Source organism: Methylococcus sp. ANG (genome assembly GCF_040730495.1).
In the GTDB taxonomy this organism is placed as follows: Bacteria; Pseudomonadota; Gammaproteobacteria; order Methylococcales; family Methylococcaceae; genus Methylococcus.
In genome coordinates this window covers 4,039,907-4,066,084 of the sequence record NZ_CP160399.1, presented here as the reverse complement: position 1 = coordinate 4,066,084, position 26,178 = coordinate 4,039,907, and the positions used below count along the sequence as shown (strand labels likewise).

The 26,178-nt window shown below is 61.8% G+C and carries 21 protein-coding genes and 2 pseudogenes; 7 read left to right on the top strand and 16 right to left on the bottom strand.

What is annotated here, in order from left to right; all coding sequences use genetic code 11:
- Window positions 1-27: 27 nt before the first annotated feature.
- From ABZN20_RS19725 to ABZN20_RS19690, 8 genes and pseudogenes are all read right to left on the bottom strand, one after another.
- Window positions 28-615, bottom strand: a complete 588-nt coding sequence (locus ABZN20_RS19725; RefSeq protein WP_367025145.1) for an IS5 family transposase — start codon at window positions 613-615, stop codon at window positions 28-30.
- A pseudogene (locus tag ABZN20_RS19720) lies at window positions 615-773 on the bottom strand (transposase); the annotation flags it as partial. The gene ABZN20_RS19725 and the pseudogene ABZN20_RS19720, both read right to left, overlap by 1 nt.
- A gap of 14 nt (window positions 774-787) precedes the next feature.
- Window positions 788-3,478 carry a hypothetical protein gene (locus ABZN20_RS19715; protein WP_367026360.1) on the bottom strand — a complete coding sequence of 897 codons (2,691 nt, stop codon included), beginning with the start codon at window positions 3,476-3,478 and terminating at the stop codon, window positions 788-790.
- Window positions 3,479-3,757: 279 nt separating this feature from the next.
- Window positions 3,758-4,525: a helix-turn-helix transcriptional regulator gene (locus ABZN20_RS19710; protein ID WP_367026359.1), complete on the bottom strand. Its 768-nt coding sequence runs from the start codon at window positions 4,523-4,525 to the stop codon at window positions 3,758-3,760.
- A 72-nt stretch (window positions 4,526-4,597) separates the two neighbouring features.
- On the bottom strand, window positions 4,598-4,810 hold the full coding sequence (locus ABZN20_RS19705) for an FmdB family zinc ribbon protein (RefSeq protein WP_218806083.1): 213 nt from the start codon (window positions 4,808-4,810) through the stop codon (window positions 4,598-4,600).
- 13 nt (window positions 4,811-4,823) lie between these two features.
- Window positions 4,824-5,246: a protoporphyrinogen oxidase HemJ gene (gene hemJ / locus ABZN20_RS19700; RefSeq protein ID WP_218806082.1), complete on the bottom strand. Its 423-nt coding sequence runs from the start codon at window positions 5,244-5,246 to the stop codon at window positions 4,824-4,826.
- A gap of 4 nt (window positions 5,247-5,250) precedes the next feature.
- Entirely contained in the window at window positions 5,251-5,709 is a 459-nt protein-coding gene (locus ABZN20_RS19695) for a TlpA disulfide reductase family protein (protein ID WP_367026358.1), read from the bottom strand.
- 74 nt (window positions 5,710-5,783) lie between these two features.
- Window positions 5,784-6,710, bottom strand: coding sequence for a Tim44 domain-containing protein (locus ABZN20_RS19690; protein ID WP_367026357.1), 927 nt, complete (start codon window positions 6,708-6,710; stop codon window positions 5,784-5,786).
- A gap of 194 nt (window positions 6,711-6,904) precedes the next feature.
- Between ABZN20_RS19690 and ABZN20_RS19685 the strand changes: the two genes are divergently transcribed.
- Window positions 6,905-8,596, top strand: a complete 1,692-nt coding sequence (locus ABZN20_RS19685; protein ID WP_367026356.1) for an alkaline phosphatase family protein — start codon at window positions 6,905-6,907, stop codon at window positions 8,594-8,596.
- Between the two features lie 48 nt (window positions 8,597-8,644).
- On the opposite strand, the gene ABZN20_RS19680 is transcribed toward ABZN20_RS19685, so the two are convergent.
- From ABZN20_RS19680 to ABZN20_RS19655, 6 genes are all read right to left on the bottom strand, one after another.
- Window positions 8,645-8,815: a rubredoxin gene (locus tag ABZN20_RS19680; protein ID WP_218806079.1), complete on the bottom strand. Its 171-nt coding sequence runs from the start codon at window positions 8,813-8,815 to the stop codon at window positions 8,645-8,647.
- Window positions 8,816-8,851: 36 nt separating this feature from the next.
- Window positions 8,852-10,900: an oligopeptidase A gene (gene prlC, locus ABZN20_RS19675; protein WP_367026355.1), complete on the bottom strand. Its 2,049-nt coding sequence runs from the start codon at window positions 10,898-10,900 to the stop codon at window positions 8,852-8,854.
- Window positions 10,901-11,028: 128 nt separating this feature from the next.
- On the bottom strand, window positions 11,029-11,421 hold the full coding sequence (locus tag ABZN20_RS19670) for a transposase family protein (RefSeq protein WP_367025614.1): 393 nt from the start codon (window positions 11,419-11,421) through the stop codon (window positions 11,029-11,031).
- Window positions 11,422-11,447: 26 nt separating this feature from the next.
- Entirely contained in the window at window positions 11,448-11,963 is a 516-nt protein-coding gene (locus ABZN20_RS19665; RefSeq protein WP_367025613.1) for a helix-turn-helix domain-containing protein, read from the bottom strand.
- Window positions 11,964-12,151: 188 nt separating this feature from the next.
- Window positions 12,152-14,236, bottom strand: a complete 2,085-nt coding sequence (locus ABZN20_RS19660; RefSeq protein WP_367026354.1) for a sodium-translocating pyrophosphatase — start codon at window positions 14,234-14,236, stop codon at window positions 12,152-12,154.
- Between the two features lie 98 nt (window positions 14,237-14,334).
- Window positions 14,335-15,597 carry a 6-phosphofructokinase gene (locus ABZN20_RS19655; RefSeq protein ID WP_367026353.1) on the bottom strand — a complete coding sequence of 421 codons (1,263 nt, stop codon included), beginning with the start codon at window positions 15,595-15,597 and terminating at the stop codon, window positions 14,335-14,337.
- A 439-nt stretch (window positions 15,598-16,036) separates the two neighbouring features.
- On the opposite strand from ABZN20_RS19655, the gene ABZN20_RS19650 reads away from it, so the two are divergent.
- Window positions 16,037-17,320, top strand: coding sequence for a hemolysin family protein (locus ABZN20_RS19650; RefSeq protein ID WP_367026352.1), 1,284 nt, complete (start codon window positions 16,037-16,039; stop codon window positions 17,318-17,320).
- Window positions 17,321-17,338: 18 nt separating this feature from the next.
- Here the strand turns inward: ABZN20_RS19650 and ABZN20_RS19645 are convergent, their stop codons facing one another.
- Together ABZN20_RS19645 and argH are read right to left on the bottom strand one after the other, a co-directional pair.
- On the bottom strand, window positions 17,339-17,962 hold the full coding sequence (locus ABZN20_RS19645; protein WP_218806074.1) for a histidine phosphatase family protein: 624 nt from the start codon (window positions 17,960-17,962) through the stop codon (window positions 17,339-17,341).
- Window positions 17,962-19,359, bottom strand: a complete 1,398-nt coding sequence (gene argH / locus ABZN20_RS19640) for an argininosuccinate lyase (RefSeq protein WP_367026351.1) — start codon at window positions 19,357-19,359, stop codon at window positions 17,962-17,964. Before argH ends, ABZN20_RS19645 begins: the two co-directional genes overlap by 1 nt.
- A gap of 140 nt (window positions 19,360-19,499) precedes the next feature.
- Between argH and pgi the strand changes: the two genes are divergently transcribed.
- The 5 genes and pseudogenes from pgi to ABZN20_RS19615 all read left to right on the top strand — a co-directional run bounded on the left by pgi (window position 19,500) and on the right by ABZN20_RS19615 (window position 26,161).
- Window positions 19,500-21,140 carry a glucose-6-phosphate isomerase gene (gene pgi / locus ABZN20_RS19635; RefSeq protein ID WP_218806072.1) on the top strand — a complete coding sequence of 547 codons (1,641 nt, stop codon included), beginning with the start codon at window positions 19,500-19,502 and terminating at the stop codon, window positions 21,138-21,140.
- A 34-nt stretch (window positions 21,141-21,174) separates the two neighbouring features.
- Complete coding sequence (locus ABZN20_RS19630) at window positions 21,175-21,798, top strand: chemotaxis protein CheB (protein ID WP_367026350.1); 624 nt, start codon at window positions 21,175-21,177, stop codon at window positions 21,796-21,798.
- A 51-nt stretch (window positions 21,799-21,849) separates the two neighbouring features.
- Window positions 21,850-22,026 (top strand): annotated as a pseudogene (locus tag ABZN20_RS19625) (transposase); the annotation flags it as partial.
- A complete protein-coding gene (locus ABZN20_RS19620) occupies window positions 22,026-22,613 on the top strand; it encodes an IS5 family transposase (protein ID WP_367025145.1) in 588 nt (195 codons plus the stop codon). The pseudogene ABZN20_RS19625 and the gene ABZN20_RS19620, both read left to right, overlap by 1 nt.
- Window positions 22,604-26,161, top strand: a complete 3,558-nt coding sequence (locus tag ABZN20_RS19615) for an EAL domain-containing protein (RefSeq protein WP_367026349.1) — start codon at window positions 22,604-22,606, stop codon at window positions 26,159-26,161. Before ABZN20_RS19620 ends, ABZN20_RS19615 begins: the two co-directional genes overlap by 10 nt.
- Window positions 26,162-26,178 lie beyond the last annotated feature (17 nt).

Here is a 26,178-nt window from a genome sequence, read left to right as displayed (position 1 = left end):
TCGACTTAGAACCTGTCTGGTAAAAGTTTAAGCACATTTAGCAAGAGTCAGCTTGAGCATGGCGATGCGAATCATGTTTTCGGCAGTGGCGGTGAGGATTTCGACATCCTTGGCGAGTCGGCGGAACGACCCGAGCCAAGCGAAGGTGCGCTCGACCACCCAGCGCTTGGGCAGGACTGCGAAGCCATCTTTGATCTTCTCGGAAATATGCAGCGTCAACCCCAAGGTCTCGTCGACAAACCGAACGGCGGTGCCGCGATACCCGGCGTCGCCGGAAAAGGCCTGTAGACCGGGATGCTTTTCCGCGGCTCGACGCAGCACCTCGCAAGCCCCCACCGTATCGTGAAGGTTGGCGGCATGAACCTGGACGTGCAACAGATTGCCCAAGACATCGACCACGATATGGCGTTTGCGGCCTTTCACTTTTTTGCCGCCGTCGATGCCACGCTCTTCGCTGTCGTACTGGGTTTTGACGCTTTGCGAATCAATGATGCCGTAGCGGGGACAGGGCGCTCTGCCGTTTTTTTTCGCCGTTGCCGATTCAAGTCGTCCAGCGCGCGTTCCCAAACGCCGTTTTTGTTCCAGCGGCTGAAATGGTCGTACACCGTTTTCCACGGAGGAAAGTCGTTGGGCAACTGCCGCCACTGGGCACCCGTTTTCACCAAGTACAGAATGGCATCGACGATGCGTTTTCGCGAATGCTTACACCCGCTGCCTCGCCGATCATTGGGCTGAAAGTAGCGCTCTATCCGCGCCCATTCGTGCTCTTTCAAATCACTCGGATAACTCAATGGCTTCGCTCGTCAGGTCCAGGGACCATTGACTTTACTACGTTTTGTTTTTCAAGACAGGTTCTTACATTGTTGCAAAAACCGGAAACGCTGAAATAAGGGCTGGACTTATCGATGCAATATTGCAGGTCCTTTGCATTCAGGTCAGAAGTCACCGGGGGAGCGCCGGTATGCTTCTTTCCGGTCCGGAAACCCCACAGCGTGGTCCAGTCCGTCACCTTCGACCCGGTGTAAATATCGACGACACCGGTCTTCTTTTCGGGTGCCATGCTCAGCTTCAGTTCGTCGCCGAATTTATCCTTTGCCAGGATTTCGCACGGCAAATAGCCTTTTGTCGCATCGAACTTCAAGGGAAGCGTCTGAGCTCCGGGACCTCGGATCGGGACCTGATGACCGCAGGTCGTCAGGCTTACCCAGTTGTTGGCTTGCGGAACATCGGCTTTCTTCAGTGCGATCTGATCGTACAACCTGGCTTCACCGGCGGGCCAACCCGTATCCACATCGAAGTTCAGCACACCGATCGCCTGTTCAACGACAGCATCGACGTTCAGCGCCTGCGCGGGGAAGACGTCCGCCGGCTTTTTGAGGAAGACGCGATCGATCAGATCCTGAAACGTGTGGCTCTTGCCCCTGCTGTTCTCCATTTCCTGGGCCGCCAGGGCTTCCAGATCGGATTTCGTGGTCAGCGGATTGGTCAGATGCCAGGCGCCGCTGCTGTCGTGCCCCAGCACGGCCAGCTTGTCGCCCTGCCTGAGCAGGAACGGTCGTTTGCCGTGATTTTCGGCGATCTGCTCCAGCTTGGCCTTTATGCCCTCGATGCTGGTTCCGGTATCCAGCCAAGCCAGGCTGAACTGATCCCGGTTATACCCCCAGGTCACGGTGTACTGCTGGTAAGGGTCGTAAGGCCGCTTGTTCTCCAGTGCGGTGACTCCGCCAGCATCGACGGTGAATCCCGACGCCGCGTCACGGAAGTTGCCGTATTTGTCGTCGATCGAGAACGAATAGGACACCGATCCTAAGCCGTCCTTTCCGCTGTCGTGCACCAGCCGGGTATAGGGATTGAGGTTGAACTGGCTATCGTACGGCGCGGCGAAGGTGAGGAACGGATCGAACTGCCACTGCTGTACGTCCGCCTTGGGCACGCTGGGATGGTTAGGATCGTACGGATCATTTCCTTCAAAGGCGACGCCGCGCAGAAGCGCCTGCACGCGCCCCGGCAGGTCTCCTCCCAACACTTTCGAATCATAGCCTACGATTTGCTGGATGATACAAAAGTTCTTGGTATTCTCATCCGTAGGGTATGGCGCTTTTGGAAACCCACACTTCTCCCAGACCTTCGCTTGATTTGGATTAAATCCATCGACGGGGTCATTGGTGAAATGATCCCAAACGACTTTCACGCTTTCCTGGAATTTCTCGCAGAAATACTGATGTTTGAAAGTGCAGCTCTGAATGGCCTTCTTGCTGTCGTATTTGCAGACATGATCAGGCCATTTCAATTTGTCCAACCGTGCCTTGTCCGCGCAAAATGCGGGGTTGTCCTTGTCTTTTACCCAGAACATCCAACGGTCGATATAGGGCTGCACCAGCGCATTGCTCGGCTTTTGCGTTTTCTCGTCGTACTGCACGCCAGTAATCAGTGGCCCTTTATCGGTAACATAGTTAGTCCCCGTGTAGTAATTCGTCGAAGGGCCTCGTGTCAACGTCATGTCGATACTATTATAACCCCCAGGAAAGTGCGGGATGATGGTGTTACCACCGCTCTTTCCCAATTCCTTCGGCAACAGGTCGCTGAAGGTATTTATTTCCTTATTCTGAGAATTAAAATACTGGCTCGTATAAGCTGCGAATACGGGCCATACCTTTTTCCTTCCACCACGGCCGTCCGGATCGGTCAGGAAGCCGTCGATCCGCTTCTTGAATTGAGTCAGGTCGTTGACTCCATTTGGGTTGACGGTCGAGGCGGAGCCACCCATGTAGCCCGTAGCGCCATGATTGGCGACGGAGCCGGCCACAGGAATGTACAATTCGTCGACCATGGACACGTCGATATCCGCCATCGGATCGCCGGTATCCATGTTTTGATCCGTGGCATTGTCCGCGTCGAAGGTGAATTCGGCCAGTTGCGCGGGCGCATCGACGGAATAGCTGGCACCGGACACACCGGTTTTACAGTCGCCCTTGACGGCGTCGCCTTCGGCGTTATTGTCGCCCTTATAACAGTCGACGGCTTCTGACGGATGCGTCGGGTCGTCATATTTCGTGATGACTTTAGTCTGTAAGGGGTCCAATTTTACTATATTGTCCTCGTACGTTTTTAGAGCCACTGGGAAAATATAGACACGCCCGCTCTGATACCAGCAGTTCTTGTCGACCGTCTTCCCGTCGACAATCACCTGTTTTTGGTCGCGCGGAATCCAGACGGTGATTTTCTTGCCGGTTGGCAGCCCTTCCATCTTCGCATCATAATTAATGATGATCCGCCTATCTCCCGTGGCTTCCTTCCCATCACAGATGTCGGCGGGGACTTGAATGACAGGATAGACCGTGAATGGAAAATCGTTCTGGAACGTAATATAGCGGTTGTACTTGTCGTCCGTCTTCTTGGCTTCCGCCGGCGGAACCGCCAGCGACAGCAGGCACAAGGCGGGGACCGCCAAGCGCATATAGCGTATTAGCTTCTTCATTTTTGTCATCTCCTCAATTGGACAACGAGCTGCAAATCTGACCAACTCAACTTCTTTCTTGTCTTCCGTATTTTGACCCATCCAGGATGCCATTTCCCCATTTGGCGCACCCCATGACATCTTTTTGGCACCAGGACTTGACGATTAGTTCCATTCTCCGCGCTTACGGCCGCGAAAACCAAATTTCCCCAAGGGTAAAAATCAGCTAAAAGATATACCGTATGAATAAGCGGTGAATAGTCTCTGAACAGAGACTGTGACGAAACGCCGTTCCGGGAGTCAACGCCCCAGCCACAAGGCCGCGAGGCCGGTCCGCCCCTTGACGCCGAATTTTCGGTAGATGCGGGTGGCATAGGTATGCACTGTGGTGGGCGTGAGGCCGAGCCGTTCGGCGATCTCGGCCTCGGAGGCGCCGCAGAGCAGTGCGTTCAGCAGCCGTCGCTCGGCGGGGGTGAGGGGCTTGGAAGCGATCGTAAGACCATGATGCAGAGCGACCTGCCGGTGGAACCATTTCAGTGCCCGGCCGGCCCGCTCCAGCAGTTCCCGCTCGACTTCTCCGAACAGCGGTGCTTCCGAACCGACGCGCTCGAAGCCGAACCAGGATTCCATATCGCTGTTGACCGGCGTCGCCATGTAGCAGACATCGCGGATGCCGAAAGGCTCGAACAGATTGCGATAGAACTCGCTGTCGTACCAGCCGGGCGGCACGATCTCGTGCTGGATGCTGACGCGGAAACGGCCAGCATGACGCAGATTGGCGATGATGCTGGGGTCGATGTCACCCCGGTCGAGACGGCGGCAATGCTCCGCATAGGCCGCATCCCGCTCGGGGTGAGGGTGAAGATAGCGAATGGCGCAAGCCCGCCAGCCATCTATCGGATCGTCCCGGCAGTCCAGCCGCACTGCACCGAACCAGCACGCCTGCCGCGCGCCGATAATCTCGCACAATGAGGCCATGGCATGGTCGAGCGCCTCATTGACACGGGTCGGCCCGAATTCAGCGAGTCGGTCCCACAGGTCGTGAATCTGCTGTTGTTTCGACGCCATGCGGACCGGAGAGAGAAATCCCCCCGACACCGTCCCGCCTCGGGACCCGCCAGAGGACGGACTCGAACGGAATCAGTGCTTGCAGCCGCAGCCGCCCATGCCGCAGCCGTGGCCGGCTGCAGGCGGCGAGGTATGGCTCGATCCGCCATGGACGGCGGGTGCCGAGAGCTTCTTGGTCACCGACTCGGAACCGCAGTGCGGACAGACGGGTGGCGGATCGCTGATTTTCTGCATCACGGTGAAATCCCGGGCGCAGGATTGGCAGGCATAGTCGTAGGTAGGCATTCGATGCTTCTCGTCAGAAGGGTTTCAAACTTGCGAGCAGGACGATGGCGAAAAGAAACAGCACCGGGACTTCATTGACCCAGCGGTAGAACAAGTGGCTGCGGGTATTGCGGTCCTCGGCGAAATCCCGAAGCCATTGCCAGCAGAGGAAATGGTAGCCGACGAGAAGCGCCACGAGCGTCAGCTTGACATGCAGCCACCCGCTGCCGCCGTAAAGCGCCCAGGCATAGTCGACCAGCATCCAGATGCCGAACAGGAGAGTCAGGAGCATCGCCGGCGTCATGATTCCCCAGAACAGCTTTCTTTCCATGATCTTGAACCGGACGATGCCCACCGCGTCGGAAGTCATGGTGTGATAGACGAACAGCCGCGGCAGATAGAACAGACCGGCGAACCACGTCACCATGAAGATCAGGTGAAAAGCTTTCAGCCACATGCGCTCATCCCTCCCGGAGCAGCTTGTCTATCGTTTCCCGCAGTTCGCGGAAATCGGGTTTGCCGAGGCGCGTTGCGACGACCGCGCCGTCGCCGTTCAGCAGATAGCAGTTCGGCACCAGTTCGACCCTGAGTGCACCGGCCAGTTCGCCCAGCGGATCGAGCGCAACGGGAAACGGCCAGCGTTCCTTCCCGGCCAGGGACAATACGCGATTCGGCAGATCGTAAGGCATCGCCACCGCCGCCATCCGCAGGCCGCGCCCTTCGTAATCCCGGAACAGCGCGGCGAGCTCCGGCATTTCTTCCAGGCAACTGCGGCAATTGCTGGCCCAGAAAGCCAACAGGACGGGACGCCCGCGCCACTCCCCCAGACTCACCCTTTGTCCCTGGATGGTGGTGAAGCCGAGATCCGGAGAAAGGCTTCTTCCCTCGAGATATCCGTGGCCGAGCCAGAGCGTCGGCACGAGCAAGCTTGCGGCGGCGAGGAGCCGGGCGAACCGCCCCCACCCGCGCCCGCCGAAGCGGACTGGGGCGGCTTTCAGGCCTCGACCTGTTGGATGCCGTCCAGGAACCAAGTGGGCTGGCGGCTCGAACGCGATCTCACGAAATGCCAGACCTCGTGAACCACGACCGCTTCTTCGGCCGGCACCTCGCGCAGCGTGACGTCGAACAGGACGGCGACCTCACGTTCGTCGCCGCGGTCGCTGACCTCCAGGATTTCCGCATCGACCCGCAGTAACTCCGTGCTGTGACGCTCGGCGGATGCCCGTAACTGGTCCTGCAGTTCGGCAAACACCTTGTCGGTCGTGAGCGCCCGCAGGGTCCCGAGGTCGCGCTCGTCCCAAGCCACCTGAAGCTGCCGGTAGGCGGCCTTGGCGCCGTTCAGAAAACCGGCAGCGTCGAAATCGGCCGGCTGGGTCCGCCCCGGCTGCGCTCCTCCGCGACGGGACAGCAGATCGGTATCGAACGATGGGCGTCCCGAAGCAGGCTTCCCGCCCGCGGCGGTTTCCGAATGCGGGTAATAGCCGGCACCTGTCGCGGGCTGCGGCTGGCTCCTGCGCGCGGCCAGCAGCCGGTAGAGGAAATAGCCGACCCCCGCGAACAGCAGGATGTCGAGAAAATTCAGATGCTCGAAAGCGCCGCCGAACAGCATGGCACCCAGCAGGCCGCCCAGCGCCAGACCGCCGAGCATGCCCATCAAGCCGCCACGGCGGGCAAAGGCATCGCGCGCCGCCTGGTTGTGCTGGCTCGCGGCACTGGCCGGCTGACTGGGCTGGTAAGCCGGCCGCTGCGTTTGCGAGGAGGAACTTCCGTCGGTCGAACGCCGATACGGCTCGCTGTACGACGGCCTGCTCCCGAAGGACTTGCCTCCGCCCAGGCGTTTGGCGAACGCGTCGTTCATACCGGAGAACAGCAGCGCCGTGACGAGCGCGGTACTCAGTGCGAATCCAAAAATCTTTTTCATATAGCCCTCAAGCCTCAACGTCATCGTGGGTGTTATAGGGGAAGCACCGGCCGATTACAACTCCCCTGTCATGGCTCCGGACTTTCCCACGCGCGTAACGTGCGGCGATTAGTCTGTCCGCTGCCGCGTCGAAAGCGACCGGCAAGCCGCCGCTAGCGGCCGACACATCCACACACGCACAGGAGCCGATGTTCATGCGAGTCGCATATAAGCTGTCCCTGGCTGCCGCCTTCCTCGCAGCCGGGTCCGCCGCCGTTCCGGCCGACGCCCGTTCCGACAACGAAATCAGAAAAATCAAACGGTTCGTCGTCATCTACCAGGAAAATCACAGCTTCGACAACCTGTACGGCGACTGGGAAGGCGTGAACGGACGCACGCCGGCCAACTATATTCCGCAGGTCAACCAGGCCGGCTCTCCGTACGGCTGCCTGCTGCAGAACGACCCCAGCCTGACTTCCCCATCGCCGCTGCCGGTGAGCTGCACCGATGCCGAGAACGACATCGCCAGCGCATTCACCAACGCGGAGTTTTCGATCGATACCTATATTCCGGCTACGGCTCCGACCTGCACCGGCGGCTATGACCAGGGCGACAGCTACAACGGCGGCTGCACCGAGGACATCGTACACCGCTACTATCAGCAGATTTACCAGTTGAACGGCGGCAAGCTGAACCGCTACGTCACCGGCAGCGACGCCGTCGGCCTGACCATGGGCTATTACGACACCAGGCAGCTCCCCATCTACCGCTACTTGCACCAGGACGGCCATCCCAACTACGCGATCCTGGACAACTTCTTCCATGCGGCCTTCGGCGGCTCGTTCCTGAACCATCAATGGCTGATCGCGGCAAACACGCCGACATGGCCCAATGCGGTGAATGACGGCAGCAAAAAGGATTTGCACTCGGTGGTGGACGGCAACGGCATGCCCACAAACTACCCGCTCTATACCTCGCCGGCGAGCTATGCGCTCAATGATGCTCAGTTGACCGCGTCATGCGATCCGCCGCCGGACCGCGGCCCCACGCCCCCTGGCGTCGTGTGCGGGGATTACGCCGTGAACACCACCCAGCCCACGAATCAGCCCTTCCAGCCGGGGACCAAGGACTACAAACTGCTGCCGCTGCAGACGGCGCCGACGGTCGGCGACCGGCTCACGGCGGCCGGCGTGAGCTGGGCCTGGTATTCGGGCGGCTGGTCCAACGCCGCCGGCAACATTGGGGCGCCAGGCTGGACCAACGGACTCGGGCCGAACTGCGCGGACCCGCGTACCATCCAGGGTTCGACCTTCCCGAACTGCCCGGACACCTGGTTCCAGTTCCACCACCAGCCGTTCAACTACTTTGCCAACTTCAGCACCCGGACCAAGAGCGGCCTGAAACACCGTAAACAACACCTGCGGGATGAAATCGAGTTCATCAATCTGGCGCAGACTTCGAAGAAGAAGTGCAAGCTGAAATCGGTGAGCTTCGTGAAACCCCTCGGCCAAGGCAACGAACATCCGGGCTATTCCAGCGAACCCATCGGCAGCGACCATCTGGTCGTCCTGCTCTCGGCGATCGAAAACAGCGCCTGTGCGAAGGACACGATGGTCATCGTGACTTACGACGAATTCGGCGGCCAGTACGACCACGTCCAGCCGCCTGGCCAGGGCAACGACAAAGGACCGCACGACAAGTGGGGACCGGGCAATCGAATCCCGGCCTTGATCGTGTCGCCGCTGCTGCCGCATGCCTTTTCGGTCGACGGCACGCAATACGACACCACTTCGATTCTGGCGACTTTGGAAAAACGCTACGGACTGGCGCCGGTCGCCGACCGGGACGCCCAGGTCAATAATCTCTTTTCGGTCTTCGACGCCGCACCGGCGAATGCCGCCCGCTGATGTCCATGAATTCCGCCGGCCGTGCGGCCGGCGGATAGGGTTTTCTGCTCAATCCAGCAGCTCGAAGAAGCTCTTGTCCACGCCGCACTCCGGACAACCCCAGCCTTCGGGGATGTCCTCGAAAACGGTGCCGGGAGCAAGGCCCGCGTCCGGATCGCCCTCGGTTTCATCGTAGATGTAACCGCAGGCGGAACATTGATACTTGTGGTATTCGACCATTTTCGTCTCCTTGGCGATCGTGAAACACAAAAAGACCTAGCCGGCGGGCACGAGCATCCCGCTATGACGCAGCAAGGCCTCGATTTCCGGCTCGCGGCCGCGGAAGGCGACGAAGGACTCCAGCGCGCTGCGACGTCCGCCCTGTTCCAGCACGTTACTCAGGAAGGCATGGCCGGTATCCGGATCGAAGATGCCGCGCTCCTCGAACAACGAAAAGGCATCGCTCGACAGGACTTCCGCCCACTTGTAGCTGTAATAACCGGCCGCATAGCCGCCGCCGAAGATGTGCTGGAAACTGTGGGGGAAGCGATTATAAGCCGGAGGCGGCATCACCGAGACCTGCCGCCTCACGTCGTCGAGGATTTCATAGACACGCCCGCCTCGGGCCGGATCGTATTCATGATGGATACGGAAATCCAGCAAGGCGAACTCCAGTTGGCGGACCGTCTGCATACCGGCCTGGAAGTTCTTCGCCGCCAGCATCCTGGCCAGCAGTTCGTCCGGCAGCGGCTCGCCGCTCCGGTGATGGCCGGAGATCAGGGCCAGCGCCTCGCGCTCCCAGCAGAAGTTCTCCATGAACTGACTCGGCAGCTCCACCGCATCCCATTCCACGCCGCGGATTCCCGACACGCCGAGATGTTCGACCCTGGTGAGCAGATGGTGCAGGCCGTGGCCAAATTCATGGAGCAGCGTCACCACGTCGTCGTGACGCAGCAGCGCCGGCTCCTCGCCCGCGGGCGGGGTGAAGTTGCAGGTCAGGTAGGCGACCGGTGTCTGAATCGCACCGCCGACGCGGCGCCGGCTGACGCATTCGTCCATCCAGGCGCCGCTGCGCTTGCTGGGCCGGGCGTAGAGGTCGAGATAGAACCCGCCCCGCAGTTCGCCGGCCCGGTCGAATATCTCGTAATAGCGGACGTCCGGATGCCAGACGTCGACGCCTTCGCGCCGCTTGATTTCCAGGCCGTACAGCCGCTGTACCACCGCAAACAGACCGGAAACCGCGCGTTCGGCCGGAAAATAGGCCTTTACCTCCTCCTCCGAAAACGCGTACTTGTGCTCGCGGAGCTTTTCGGAATAGTACGCCACGTCCCAGGCCTGCAGCTCGTCGAGGCCGTGGTTCTCGCGCGCGAATGCCTTCAACTCCTCCAGGTCGCGCCGGGCCACGGCGAGAGCCTTCCCGGCCAGATCGTTCAGGAAACCCAGCACCTGTTCGGGACTCTCCGCCATCTTGGTGGCCAGGGACAGCTCGGCGTAGTTGGCGAATCCCAGGAGCCTGGCCTCTTCGTGGCGCAGGGCCAGGATCTTCTCCATCACTTCGCCGTTGTCCCAGCGCCCGCCGTGCGGCCCGGTTTCCGACGCGCGGGTCGCGTAGGCTCGGTAGAACTCCTCCCGAAGCGCCCGGTCGTCGGCATAGGTCATGATCGCGATATAGGACGGAAAGGCGAGGCCGAACACCCAGCCGGTCTTGCCTTCGGCTTCCGCGGCCTGGCGGGCCACCGCCAGGTCGGTTTCCGGCAATCCCCCCAGCAGCGCCTCGTCGTCGATATGCCGCGTCCAGCCCTTGGTGGCATCGAGCACGTTGTCGGAAAACCGGCTGCCCAGGCGCGACAATTCCTGGGCGATTTCCTTGAAACGCGCCTTCTGTTCCCCTTCCAGGGCCACACCGGACAGGCGGAAGTCGCGCAGGGCGTTGTCGAGAACCTTGCGTTGGGCGGTGTCCAGCCGGGCATATTCCACGCCTTCGGCGATTTCGCGGAAAGCGGCGTACAGCGCCGCATTCTGGCCCATCTCGGTGGCATATTCGCTCAAGAGCGGCAGACTGGCGTTATAGGCCTCCCGCAACGCCTCGCTGTTCATCACGGCGTTCAGATGCCCCACCGGCGACCAGGCCTTGTTCAGACGGTCGTCGAGATCGTCCAAGGGCTCCACCAGGCCGGACCAGGTGAACGGCCCGCCGCGTTGGAGCAAGGCCTCCACCGCGGCCCGGTTTTCGGCCAGGATTTGTTGAACCGCCGGCAACACGTGGCTCGCTTCGATGCGCGAGAACGGCGGCAGCTCGTAGTCTTCCAGCAAAGGGTTGGTCATCGCGTTACCTCGAATCCGGTTTGAATCCCGCAAACCGCACGGAAGGCGGCCTGGCTTGCCGCCGGAAACCGCTGACGGGTTTGTCGAAAGGAGGGAGAATAGAGTTGTTTCCGATGATAACCGCATGATTACAAAGAAATTTTTAGATTCCAAAGGCCAGCGCCAAGCCCGAAAAAGCTATCTATGAATAGACTGAGTCGGTTTCTAATGCGATGCATCAAGCAATGAAAGGTCTTCATTCCTCCAATGGAGTGTTCGACGGAGATGCGAGTTCGCGCTTGCTTTTTGTTCTCGCGCCTTTGTTGATCTGCCAACGCGGGATGAGGATTGTTCTTGGAGGCTCTGGGTTTCTTATGAGGCAGGTGAATTCTGGCTTTATTCCCATAATCGGAAGCGGCCCCCAAGAACCCCAAATCCAACCAGACATCGGCACCGTCAAACCATGATAAGGCAGGATCGAACCATCGCTTCATCAGCGCATAATCATGAACACTGCCGGCCACGATACTTCCAACGAACAAAATTTGCCGTGCCAGGGTCGAAATGACTAGGGTTTTAACCGTATGGCGTTTTTTTTACCGCTATAGTGGGCTTTCTGCTGATCGTCATCCTGCGGCCTGACGCAACTGCATTCCACCCCGTCAATGATGATATCTCCATGTTTTTCAATCAGCTTCATCATCTCTCCCGGGGTCGTCAGCTCCCGCTCGGGCAGCAGATCAAGTTTCGCCAGGCTGCGCCGTAACACGGGCAGAAGTTGCGCCACATGGCGATGCGCGTGTCCCGAGCTGAAGCCAAAATGAAAGCCCAGGACATCGAAGGTACAGTAGGTCTTGAGGTAATGCAAAATGAAGAACAGCTTCTTATCTATCCGATCGAGATAGCCCACATGGCCACCTTTGGGTACCCGTTTTATTTCGCCTTGCTGAACGCGTTCTTGCTGAATCTCCGCATGAGCCTCCTCAAAGATAGGGCAAAGCTTGGCGAATTGCGCCTTACTCATTCCGATCAGGGCTCTGACGGTACGCTCACTGGTTTCTTCCATGAACTTTTCAAAAATCATTGGCTGACATCATTCGATTGTTGTTAATTGTTTTATACCACAACAAATCCATTTATTTCAACGGAAGCAACTCTAATATACAGGAAACTGGAACAGACCCTCACCCCCGGCCCCACTGTTTCCAGGCGGGCCAAGCCCGGCCAAATCCGCTCCCGGCGGATTTGGCCCAGAGGGGGAGACAGGCGGGTTTAGAGCAGGGGCACGATCAGGAGGGCGACGATGTTGATGATCTTGATCATCGGATTCACGGCGGGGCCCGCGGTATCCTTGTAAGGATCGCCGACGGTGTCGCCGGTGACCGCCGCCTTGTGCGCTTCCGATCCCTTGCCGCCGAAGTTGCCGTCCTCGATGTACTTCTTGGCGTTGTCCCAGGCGCCGCCGCCGGTCGTCATCGAGATGGCGACGAACAAGCCGGTGACGATGGTGCCGATCAGCACGCCGCCCAGCGCCTCCTTGCCGAGCAGCAGCCCCACGACGACGGGGATCGCCACCGGCAACAATGAGGGCAGGATCATCTCCCTGATCGCCGCCTGGGTCAGCATGTCGACAGCGCGGGAATAATCGGGCTTAGCGGTGTAATCCATGATGCCCGGGATTTCCCGGAACTGCCGGCGCACTTCGTTGACGATGCCGCCGGCGGCCCGTCCCACGGCCTCCATGGCCAGCGCGCCGAACAGGTAGGGCACCATCCCGCCGATGAACAGGCCGATGATGACCATGTGGTTCGACAGGTCGAAATTGACGTTGCCGCCCAGGTTATGCGTGTAGTCGGCGAACAGCACCAGCGCGGCCAGCCCCGCCGAGCCGATCGCATAGCCCTTGGTCACGGCCTTGGTGGTGTTGCCCACGGCATCCAGCGGGTCGGTGATGGCGCGGACCGAATCCGGCAGTTCCGCCATCTCGGCGATGCCGCCGGCGTTGTCGGTGATCGGACCGTAGGCATCCAGCGCGACGATCATCCCGGTCAGCGACAGCATCGAGGTGGCCGCCACCGCGATGCCGTAAAGCCCCGCCAGCTCATAGGCGCCCCAGATGCTGGCGCACACCGCCAGCACCGGCGCCGCCGTCGATTTCATCGACACCCCGAGGCCGGCGATGATGTTGGTGCCGTGGCCGGTGGTGGAGGCTTCGGCGATGTGGCGCACAGGAGCGAATTCCGTCGCGGTGTAATACTCGGTGATCACCACCATCAGCCCGGTCAGGCCCAGCCCGATCAAGGCGGCGAAGAACAGGCCGAACCAGGACACGTCGGTACCGCCGAGACTGACGCCGCCGCCGAACATGAAGCCGGTGATCGGCAGGAACGCCGCGGCCGCCAGGCCGCCCGACACGATCACGCCCTTGTACAGCCCGCTCATGATCTTCTTGCCCGGCGTGATCCGGACGAAGAAGGTCCCGATGATCGAGGCGACGATGGAAATGCCGCCCAGCACCAGGGGGTACACGATGGCCGCCTCGCTGCCCCCGGTCAGGAGCCCTCCCAGCAGCATGGTGGCGACGATGGTCACCGCATAGGTTTCGAACAGGTCGGCCGCCATGCCCGCGCAGTCGCCGACGTTATCGCCCACGTTGTCGGCGATCACGGCCGGATTGCGCGGATCGTCCTCGGGAATCCCCGCCTCCACCTTACCGACCAGGTCGGCGCCCACGTCGGCGCCCTTGGTGAAGATGCCGCCGCCCAACCGGGCGAAGATCGAGATCAGCGAGCCGCCGAACGCCAGCCCCACCAGGGCATGGAGCGGATCGTCGGCGCCGGCCGATTTGAGGAGGGTATAGTAGCCGGCGACCCCGAGCAGCCCCAGACCCACCACCAGCATTCCCGTGATGGCGCCGCCGCGGAACGCCATGGAAAAAGCCTCATCCATGCCGGTCATGGCCGCCTGCGCGGTCCGGGAATTGGCGCGCACCGAGATGTTCATGCCGATGTAGCCCGCGGCACCGGAAAGGGCGGCGCCGATCACGAAGCCGAAGGCGATCGACCACCCCAGGAAGGCACCGATGACGAAGAACAGCAGCCCGCCGACGATAGCGATGGTGCGGTACTGGCGATTGAGATAAGCCTGGGCGCCCTGCTGGATCGCCGTGGCGATGTCCACCATCCGCTCGTTGCCGGCGGGCTGGGCATTGATCCAGCCGATGGAAAGGATGCCGTAGAGCAGCGCGGACAGCGCAGCGGTAAAAGCAAATGCCGTTCCCCAGTCGACCAGCAGGCCGATCGCGATGAATTCCGCAAGCCCGGCCAAGGCGATGACCTTGGTCCGGGGATTACGCATCAGACAACACAGCCCCTCCCGGGCGCAGGACAGAACCGAGCAAGCCATAGCGATACTCCTCGAACGTTGTTGTTGGTGTAACGGAATTAAGGAGGAACTCAGACGCTGAACGACGCGGCCAGTTTTTTGGGGACGGCGACATTCCGCAATGTCACATAGTCCGGCAATCCTCCGGCATAGGGAGGGTAATCCTCGCCCTCGATCAGCGGCTGCAGGTACCGGCGGCACTCTTCGGTGATGCCGAAGCCGTCCGCGCTGATGAATTCGAGGGGCATTTTCTTTTCGACGTTGGCCACTTCCGCCAGATTGGCGGCGGTGATTTCCCAACGGTAAGGCGAATCCGAGGTGCGCACGATGGCCGGCATCACGGCATTGAGCCCTTTCAGGGCCATTTCGACGCCGGCCTTCCCTAAGGCGTATGCCTGTTCGACATCCGTGCGCGAAGCGATGTGGCGGGCGGCGCGCTGCAGGTAATCGGCGACGGCCCAGTGGTACTTGTAGCCCAGGCGCTCCTTGATCAGGCCGGCGACGACCGGCGCCACCCCGCCGAGCTGGGCATGCCCGAACACGTCCCGGCTGCCGGATTCGGCGACGAACCTGCCGTCGGCGTCCTTGATGCCCTCCGACACCACGATCGAACAATGGCCCCTCGTCCGGACCTTTTCGTCCACCGCCCGGAGAAACCGCTCCGGGTCGAACACCTGTTCGGGAAACAGGATGACCAGCGGCAGCTCATGCCTCTCGTCGCTCGCAAGCCCGCCGGCGGCGGCGATCCAGCCGGCGTGGCGACCCATGACCTCGAGCACGAAGATGCAGGTGGAAGTGGCGGCCATGGAACGCACGTCGAAAGTCGCCTCGCGCACCGATACGGCGATGTACTTGGCGACCGAACCGAACCCCGGACAGCAGTCGGTGATCGGCAGGTCGTTGTCCACCGTTTTCGGGATATGCACGGCCTGCAACGGATAGCCCAGCTTTTCGGAGAGCTGGGAGACCTTCAGGCAGGTATCGGCGGAATCCCCACCGCCGTTGTAGAAGAAATAGCCGATGTCGTGGGCGCGGAAGACCTCGATCAGCCTTTCGTACTGGGCCCGGTTCTCCTCCAGCCCCTTGAGCTTGTAGCGGCAGGAACCGAAAGCCCCGGAGGGTGTGTGGCGCAGTGCGGCTATGGCTTCGGCACTTTCCTGGCCGGTATCGATCAGGTCCTCGGTGAGTGCGCCGACGATGCCGTTGCGCCCGGCGTAGACGGTGCCGATACGGTCGGGAAACAGCCTGGCGGTTTCCAGCACTCCGCAGGCCGATGCGTTGATAACGGCGGTCACACCGCCGGACTGGGCGTAAAAAGCATTCCGCGCCACCATGAACCGCCTCCCCTTCAGTATTGTTGGCTGGCGCCTAACTTAGAACAAACGCCCCCTCCGTTACAACAAGTTTCGGCCCGCCAGCTTCGCCCGCATGCGATCAAAAACAGTTGAATCGAACCCACGACCCCGCTACGCTAACGACCGGGGCATACCAGCCTCTTGCCGATAATCATGCTCGAATCCTCAACCTATCCCAACCGTCGGTTTTACCGGACGGCTGACTGACGGACTGCCTCGTGTCCGACGAATATCCCAGTTCATGCCCATGGCATGAACTTTTTCCGACTCCCGAGCCTCCCAGCCACTTCGCACTTCTCCCACCGGTCTTCCGGGGATCGCGAACATCCGTGCTCCACCCAGGCGCCCCGTCCCGCCTTGCTCTGAAGTCTCTGCCGTTTTTCCACTACCCGCTCCCGATAAAGTGATCCAGATCGGATTGGTCCTATTCCTCATCTTCGTCAACGGCCTGTTCGCCATGTCCGAATTGGCCATCGTCTCCGCCCGGCGGTCCCGGCTGCAGCAACGGGCCGGCAAAGGCGGTGCCGGCGAACTGCGCGCCCTCGAACTGGCGGCGCAGCCCTCGCGGTTCCTTTCCACGGTGCAGGTCGGCATCACCACGATCGGGGTGCTGAACGGCGCGCTGGGCGAGGCTTCGGTGTCCAGCCAGATCGAGCCGCTCTTGCTGACGATGCCGGAACTGGCGCCCTACGCCCATGAGATCAGCCTGACCATCACCGTTTTCGCGATCACCTATCTGTCTCTGATCATCGGCGAACTGGTGCCCAAGCGCCTGGCTCTGCTCCACGCCGAATCCATCGCGGCCGCCGTGGCGCGGCCCATGCATTACCTGTCCCTGATCGCCCTCCCCCTGGTCAAGTTCCTGAGCATTTCCACCGACATCGTGCTGCGGATCGTGGGCGCCCGCCCGGTTCGCCAGCCTTCGGTCACCGAGGAAGAGATCAAGCTGCTGCTGCAGCAAGGCATCCTGGAAGGCGTGTTCGAGGAGGTCGAGCAGGAGCTGGTGGAAAACATCCTGCGGCTGGACAGCCGCAAAGTGGGCGCGATCATGACGCCGCGCAAGGACGTGGTCTACCTGGACGTCACCAAGTCCTACGAGGCGAACCGCGGCATCCTCACCGACCACCCGCACTGGATCATCCCGCTGTGCCGGGGCGGCGTGGACAACGTCCTCGGCTTCGTGAAAACCAAGGACGTGCTGAACCGCCTGCTAGCCGGCGAAAAGCCCGAGCTGGCGGAACTGGTGACCCGCGCGCTGTTCGTCCCCAACTCGCTCTCGCTCATGCAGCTGCTGGAGCATTTCAAGCGGTCGCATTTGCAGACGGCGCTGGTGGTGGACGAGTACGGCGAACTGACCGGCCTGGTGACGCTGACCGACGTCCTGGAAGCGATCGTCGGCGCCATCGCCTCCGAAACCGCCGAGGAAGAACCCCAGGTCTCGCAGCGCGAAGACGGCTCCTGGCTGGTCGACGGCATGCTCGACATCGACCGCTTCAAACAGCTTTTCGACCTCGACGCCCTGCCGGAGGAGGAGAGCGGCAATTTCCACACCATGGCCGGTTTCGTCATGCTGAGGCTGGGTAACGTGCCGAAGGTGACCGACAGCTTCGAATTCCAGGATCTGCGGTTCGAGGTCGTCGACATGGACCGCAACCGGGTCGACAAGATCCTGGTCACACGGCTTACGCCGGCGGCCGGATGATCCGGTCCGGGCCGCGCTTCAGGCGGCCGGCGTACCGCCGTGGAACACAAGCTGGGACAGGAACTCGTCGCCCTGTTCGATGCACTCGATGCGGGTGATACCCGCGTTGGCCACCTTGATGTGGAACAGATTGGCGAGCGGCACGTCGAGCACGTGCGCGATCACCATACGGATGGTGCCGGCATGACAGACGACCAGGATGTGCTTGCCGAGGTGCCGCTCCAGCATCTCCTTCCAGGCCGAGATGACGCGGCTGCGGAAATCCCCCAGACCTTCGGCGTTTTCCGGACGGTGGTTCAGAGGATCGCGATAAAAGCGTTGGAGCACACCGGGGTCGTATTCGGTGGTGATTTCTTCCCGGGTCTTGCCCTGCCACGCGCCGAAACCGAGTTCCTTGAAGCGCGGCTCGATTTCCAGCGGACGGTCATGGCGTTCGCTGAAAGCCTCCGCAAAAGCCTGGCAGCGCAGCAGCGGTGAGGTGACGATCACGTCCCACGGGCAATGCCGGCCGACCGCCCGCCACATCTGCTCCCAGCCCACGGCGCTCAAGGGGTCGTCGATCTGCCCGCGGTAGCGGCTGCCGCCGGCGGGCTCGCCGTGGCGCATCAGATCGACCAGGGTATTGCAGCTTTCGCCGGCCATCAGCTCTCCTGCAGGGCGGCCAGGCGAACCCGCGCATCGGCCACGGCCCGTCTCACGCGGTCCGGCGCGGTGCCGCCCAGGTGCGAACGCGCCGCCACCGAACCCTCCAGCGTCAGCACCTCGTAAACGTCCGGTCCGATGGCGGCGGACAGGGATTGAAGCTCCTCCAGCGAGATATCCGCCAGGTCGCGGCCGGTGTCCAGACCCAGGCGGACCGCCTTGCCCACGATCTCATGGGCGTCGCGGAAAGGCGTCCCGCGCCGGACCAGGTAGTCGGCCAGGTCGGTGGCGGTCGCATAGCCCTTTCGGGCCGAGGCATACATGGCGGGCCGGTTCGGCCGCACGTGCGGCATCATGTCGGCGAAGGCACGGAGACAGCCGGACAGGGTGTCGACCGTATCGAATAGCGGCTCCTTGTCCTCCTGGTTGTCCTTGTTGTAGGCGAGCGGCTGACTCTTCATCAGGGTCAGCAGCGCGAACAAGTGGCCGAATACCCGCGCGCTCTTGCCGCGGATGAGTTCGGGCACGTCGGGGTTCTTCTTCTGCGGCATGATCGAGGAGCCGGTGCAGAAAGCATCGGGCAGTTCGACGAACCCGAACTGGGCCGAGGTCCACAGGATCAGCTCCTCCGAAAACCGTGAGAGATGCATCAGCACCAGACTGGCGCAGGCGGCGAACTCGATGGCGAAATCGCGATCGCTGACGGCGTCCAGCGAATTCGCCGCCGGCCCGGAGAAGTCGAGCAGCGCCGCCGTGTAATCGCGGTCCAGCGGGAAACTGGAGCCGGCCAGGGCCGCGGCGCCCAGCGGCATGACGTTGACCCGTTTGCGGCAATCGCGCAGCCGGTCGTAATCGCGCGACAGCATTTCGTACCATGCCATCATGTGATGGCCGAAAGTGACCGGCTGCGCCACCTGGAGATGAGTGAAACCCGGCATGATGGTGCCGGCCTCGCGCTCGGCCAGATCCACCAGCGCGGTCTGCAGCCGCAGGATCAGTCCGCAGATGCGGTCGATCTCGGCGCGCAGGTACAGGCGCACGTCGGTGGCGACCTGGTCGTTGCGGGAACGCCCGGTATGCAGCTTCTTTCCGGCCTCGCCGATCCGCTGGGTCAGGCGGGCCTCGATGTTCATGTGCACGTCCTCGAGGCGCACCGACCAGGGGAATTCCCCGGCCTCGATTTCCGCGCCGATGGCTTCGAGGCCGCCGACGATCGCCCGAAGTTCCTCGCCGGTCAGAAGCCCCAGCCGCTCCAGCATCGTGGCATGCGCGATCGAGCCCCGGATGTCGTGGGACGCCAGTCGCTTGTCGAAATCCACCGAGCCGGTGAAGGCCTCGACGAAGGCGTCCGTCGCCTCCTCGAACCGCCCTCCCCAGGGTTTTTGCTGGATACTCATTACGTCTTTCCGCTGCGAGGATCAAAGCGGCTCATTATAAACCCAACGCTGCCGGAGCTTCGCCCATCCCCGCTGCTTGTAGTAGCATTTATATTATGAGCGGCAGTCACGAGCCCGCGCGACACCATAATAAGGAAACCATGCCACAATCGACCGACCTTCCCGCCTGGCGGACTCTTTCCGAACACTTCAAGACCATCGCCCCCCGCCACATGCGCGACATGTTCGCCGACGATCCAAGGCGTTTCGACGCTTTTTCCGTCCGGCTGGGCGATCTGCTGTTCGATTACTCGAAGAACCGGATCACCCGGGAAACCGTCGATGCGCTGGTTCGGCTCGCCGAGGAGGCCGGCCTGCGTGAAAAGATCGAGGCCATGTTCGGAGGCGAACGGATCAACGTCACGGAGAACCGCGCGGTGCTTCATGTCGCCCTGCGTAACCGCTCCAGCCGTCCGATTCTCGTCGACGGCAAGGACGTCATGCCCGCGGTCAACCGCGTTCTCGAGCGCATGCGCCGCTTCTCGCAGGCCGTGCGCACGGGAGAATGGCGCGGCGCGACCGGCAAGGCCATCACCGATGTGGTCAACATCGGCATCGGGGGGTCCGACCTCGGCCCCAAGACGGTGGTCAAAGCCTTGCTGCCTTACGCGGACCCACGACTGCGCGCGCACTTCGTCTCCAACATCGACGAAGCCGACCTGATCGAGATCCTGCGGCCGCTGAACCCGGAGACCACGCTGTTCGTCGTCGCCTCCAAGACTTTCACGACCCAGGAGACCATGACCAATGGCCGCTCGGCCCGCGCCTGGTTCCTGGAGCGCATTCCGGAGGAAACCGCCATCGCCCGCCACTTCGTCGCCATTTCGACCAACCGGAACAAGGTCGCCGAGTTCGGCATCGATCCCCGCAACATGTTCGAATTCTGGGACTGGGTGGGCGGACGCTATTCGCTGTGGTCGGCCATCGGCCTGCCGATCGCGCTGAGCATCGGCATGGACCGCTTCGAGGAAATGCTCGAAGGCGCCCATTTCGTCGACGAGCATTTCCGCACCGCCCCCTTCGAACGCAACATCCCGGTGCTGATGGGCCTCCTGGGCATCTGGTACATCAATTTCTTCGGCGCCCAGAGCCACGCCGTGCTGCCGTACGACCAATACCTCGAAGACTTGCCGGCCTATTTGCAACAGGCCGACATGGAAAGCAACGGCAAGACCGTCGACGTGGAAGGCCGGCCGGTGGCCTACCCCACCGGTCCCGTCATCTTCGGCCAGCCCGGCACCAACGGCCAGCACGCTTTCTACCAGTTGCTCCATCAGGGCAGCATGCTGGTTCCCTGCGACTTCCTCGCGGCCGCGGAAAGCCATCACCCCCTGGCCGAGCACCACGATATCCTGATCTCCAATTTCCTGGCCCAGACCGAAGCGCTGATGCGCGGACGCACCACGGACCAGGCGCGGCAAGAGATCGCCTCGGAAAATCTGACCGCCGAGCGCATCGAAGCGCTGGCGGCCGCCAAGACTTTCCCCGGCAACAAACCGACCAATAGCTTCCTGTATCGGCGCCTCGACCCCCATACCCTCGGCATGCTGATCGCCTTGTACGAACACAAGATATTCACCCAGGGCGTGATCTGGTACATCAACTCCTTCGACCAGATGGGCGTGGAACTCGGCAAGCAGCTGGCGAAGACCATTCTGGCCGAGCTTCCCGGCGATGCCCCGGTCGCTTCGCATGACGCTTCCACCAACGGCCTGATCCGGTACTTCAAGTCGCTGCGTTGAAGAATTTTTCCGGATGGTCGAGGACGCCGGCAGCATGGACAGTGAAAAGTCCGACGAAGGCCCCGCCGCCGTTCGCCTGATCGTCGTTTCGTGGGATGAGCCGGATTCGGCAAAAGCGTTTCTCAAGGCGCTTCCCCCAAACTGCGGCGCCGCGTGCTTCCTCCCCGCTCTGCCGGAAGAGGCCCTGGCCAAACTGGCGCAGACGCCTGTGCCCCTGGCGGTCAAGATCGCCGAAACCGGCGCCCCCGTTCTGCCGTCACACGCGTACCTCCCGCCTTCCGGGAAATATCTGTCCATCGACAACGGACGGATGAGGCTGGACAGTCCGGCTGCGTCCGGCCATCCGGTCGACCATTTCCTGCGATCTCTCCCACCCGGTCGCCACGGCCAGACGGCCGTCGTATTCCGCGCCGGCGCCTCAGGCCAGGAACGCGCGCTCGCAGGCGTCGTCGAACGCGCCGGCGGCCTGGTATTCGCGGTGCCACCGTTCGAACCCGGCACGGAAAACGCGGATTTCGCGCCGGAGGCCATCGCGTGGACCATCGGAAACTGGGTGCGCGGCGAGGCGAGGACCGGCTCCGGGACCCTGGAGGCGATCCTCGACCTGGTTCGCAGCCATGCCGGGGCCGATCTCCGCGCCTATAAGAACCTGTCTTGAAAAACAAAACGTAGTAAAGTCAATGGTCCCTGGACCTGACGAGCGAAGCCATTGAGTTATCCGAGTGATTTGAAAGAGCACGAATGGGCGCGGATAGAGCGCTACTTTCAGCCCAATGATCGGCGAGGCAGCGGGTGTAAGCATTCGCGAAAACGCATCGTCGATGCCATTCTGTACTTGGTGAAAACGGGTGCCCAGTGGCGGCAGTTGCCCAACGACTTTCCTCCGTGGAAAACGGTGTACGACCATTTCAGCCGCTGGAACAAAAACGGCGTTTGGGAACGCGCGCTGGACGACTTGAATCGGCAACGGCGAAAAAAAACGGCAGAGCGCCCTGTCCCCGCTACGGCATCATTGATTCGCAAAGCGTCAAAACCCAGTACGACAGCGAAGAGCGTGGCATCGACGGCGGCAAAAAAGTGAAAGGCCGCAAACGCCATATCGTGGTCGATGTCTTGGGCAATCTGTTGCACGTCCAGGTTCATGCCGCCAACCTTCACGATACGGTGGGGGCTTGCGAGGTGCTGCGTCGAGCCGCGGAAAAGCATCCCGGTCTACAGGCCTTTTCCGGCGACGCCGGGTATCGCGGCACCGCCGTTCGGTTTGTCGACGAGACCTTGGGGTTGACGCTGCATATTTCCGAGAAGATCAAAGATGGCTTCGCAGTCCTGCCCAAGCGCTGGGTGGTCGAGCGCACCTTCGCTTGGCTCGGGTCGTTCCGCCGACTCGCCAAGGATGTCGAAATCCTCACCGCCACTGCCGAAAACATGATTCGCATCGCCATGCTCAAGCTGACTCTTGCTAAATGTGCTTAAACTTTTACCAGACAGGTTCTAAGCCCCCGCCGCTGCTGCGCCGCATCGAACGCCGCATGGGCATCGCCCGCATCGAGGAGATGGGCGACTACCTGAAACTGCTCGAGACCGACGTGAACGAACTCGACCGCCTGGCCGAAGATCTGCTGATCGGGGTCACCGCCTTCTTTCGCGACGCCGAGGCCTTCGCTTTGGTGGAAACCGCCGTTGTCCCGGCAATTTGCGACGGAGCCGACCGGCCGGTCCGCTGCTGGATCGCCGGCTGCTCCACCGGCGAGGAAGCCTATTCGATCGCCATCCTTCTGACGGAAGGATTCGAGCGTATCGAGCGGCCAACGCGCCTGCAGATCTTCGCGACCGACGTCGACGCCGAGGCACTGGAAATCGCCCGTCACGGCCTCTATTCCGAAGCGGCGCTGGCGGGCGTTTCCGAAACGCGGCTCAAGCGTTACTTCGTCCGGGAGGGGACGGGATACCGCATCGCCAAACAGATAAGGGAATCCATCGTCTTCGCGCCCCACAACCTGATCAGCGACCCGCCGTTTTCCAAGCTCGACCTGGTGGTATGCCGTAACGTCCTGATCTACCTGAACCCGAAGACCCAGGAAAAGCTGCTCGAAATCTTCCACTTCATTCTCAATCCCGGCGGCCACCTGTTCCTGGGCAGTTCGGAAAGCCTCGGCGACGCCGCCCACCTGTTCGACGAGATTTCGAAACCCTGGCGGATATTCCGGCGCAACGACGCGGCCGTGGCCGTACGGCCGAGCCTGCCGCTGTTTGCTCCGGCCACCACGGCCCGGATCGCGGAAGGAAGGATTCTGACCGCGGACCCGGACGGCCATGAAATCCAGGAAAGGCTGTACCGCGGACTGCTCGATCGCCACGCCCCCACCCTGATCGTGGCGAACGAAAGGCATGAAGTCGTCTACATCAGCGGAAACACTCAATCCTACCTGGAGCTGCCGCCCGGCGAACCCACCCTCGACCTGTTCAAGCTCGTCAAGCCCCCATTGCGCGCCATGCTGCGCTCTTCGCTGGACCTTTGCCTGCGGGAGGGCAGAAAGGTCGCCACCGTGGCGGCGGGGGGCGGCCCCGCTTCCCCGATGCCGGAAGCGGTCCGTCTCACCGTCACGCCGATCGCCGATGGCCAGGTCTCCGACCTGTTTCTGATCGGGCTGGAAGCGGAAGCGCTGGCCGGTCCGGTCTCGACGGCGGCAGCCAAGAGCGGAGACGACGACTGGCTGCTGCAGCAGCTCGAGCGGGAACTCGCGGCGACCCGGGAGGACCTCCGGCGCACCATCGAGAAAACCCGCCATACCAACGATGAACTGCGGGCTTCGAACGAAGAAATCATGGCCATGAACGAGGAGCTCCAGTCGGCCAACGAAGAGCTGGAAAGCTCGCGGGAAGAACTGCAATCGCTCAATGCCGAACTCACCGCCACCAACGCCATGCTTGACGCCAAGGTCGGCGAACTGGAAGCCACCAGCAACGACCTCAACAATCTCCTGATCGGTACCGACCTGGCGACCCTGTTCCTCGACCGCAACCTCAACATCCGCCGCTATACTCCCGCCTGCAACCGGCTGATGCACCTCATCCCCAGCGACATCGGCCGGCCTTTCGCCGACATCGTCCACCACTTCCAAGACGGCGAACTGTTCGGCGACGCGGCCGGCGTGCTCAGGGGCGACGGCCCCAAGAGCCGGGAGATTCTCGACCACCAGGGCGCCTGGTATCTTCGCAAGATCCTGCCCTACCGGTCGCGGGACAACTGCTGCGTGGAAGGACTGGTGATCACCTTCGGCGAAGTGACGTCGCTGAAACAGGCGGAGCAGGAACTGATCGCGCAAGCGGCGGAACTTCGCCAGCAGGCCGAGCTGCTGAAACACGCCCATGTCCTGGCGCGCGATCTGGACGACCGCATCGTCTTCTGGAATGCCTACGCCGAAAAGTTCTACGGCTGGAGCAAGGATGAAGCGCTCGGCCGTACCTCCCACGAATTGCTGAACAGCCGCTTCCCCCTGCCCTTGGCCACGATACGCCAGCAGATACTCGCGGACGGTCATTGGAAAGGCGAACTCACCCATGTCGACCGGCAAGGCAGGGAAAGAGCCGTGGCCACCCACTGGGAGCTTTACCGGGATGCCGAAGGCACGCCTCGCGCCATCGTCGAAGTCAACAACGACATCACCGAACGCAACAGCTTCGAGGCCCAATTGCTGCAAAGCCGCCACTACCTCGATTATCTGGCATATTACGATCCCCTGACCCAGTTGCCGAACCGGCTCCGCTTCCAGCAGCGGCTGGAACAGGCCGTCGCCCAGGCGCTGTCGGGCGGCAAGCGGCTGGGGCTCCTGTTCCTCGACGTCGACCGCTTCAAACTCATCAACGACAGCCTGGGCCACGACGTGGGCGACAGCCTCCTGTTGGAGGTCAGCCGGCGCCTTGAAGAGCGGCTGGGGCCCCTGGACACCCTGGCGCGCATCGGCGGCGACGAATTCGCCGTCCTGATGGAAGACCTCGACGACATCGGCTATGCCTCGCGCTTCGCCCTGGCGGCCATCGAGACCGTCAAGACACCGGTAGTACTGGACCGCCACGAGCTGTTCGTCAGTCTCAGCGGTGGGATCAGCCTGTTTCCCGAAGACTCCCGCGACGCCGACGGGCTGCTCCGCAGCGCCGACGCCGCCATGTTCCTGGCCAAGGAGAAAGGCCGTGGCAACTACGAATTCTTTACCCCGGATCTCAACCGCAGGGCAAACCGGCTACTGTCGATCGAAACCCGTTTGCGGAAAGCCTTGGAGAATGGCGAGCTGGAGCTCGCCTTCCAGCCCCAGATGAACCTGCAAAGCGGCGCCATCACCGGCGCCGAAGCGCTGGCGCGCTGGAACAGCCAGGAACTCGGCCGGGTGCCCGCGGACGAATTCATCCAGGTGGCCGAGGACAGCGGCCTGATCGTCCCGCTGGGCGAATGGGCCATCCGAACGGCCTGCCGCAAGATCGCCGAATGGCAGCGGTCCGGCCTGACACCGGTCCGCATCGCGGTGAACATCTCCGCCCGCCAGTTCGGCGAACCGAATTTCGTCCGGCTGATCGCGGATTCTCTCGCTGAAACCGGCGTGGATCCGGCCCTCCTGGAACTCGAATTGACCGAGCGGCTGCTCCTGCAGGACGTGGATACGGTCGTCAGGACACTGCTGGAACTCAAGCGCACCGGCGTCCATTTCTCCATGGACGATTTCGGCACCGGCTACTCTTCGTTGAGCTACCTGCGCCGGCTGCCCCTGAGCCATCTCAAGGTGGCGCGGGAATTCGTCCCCTGGGGCGCCGACGACTGCAACAACCTGTCGATTTCCCGAGCCATCGTCTCCCTGGCCAAGAGCCTGGAACTGACCTGCACCGTCGAAGGCATAGAAACCCAGGCGCAATTGGATTGCTTCAAGACCCTGGGCTGCGACCAGGCGCAGGGCTATCTGATCAGCCCGCCGTTGCCGCCCGGAGAGTTCGAAGATTTTCTGCGCCGCCCCCTGCCGTTCGAACTTTAACCGGCGACAGACCGGCG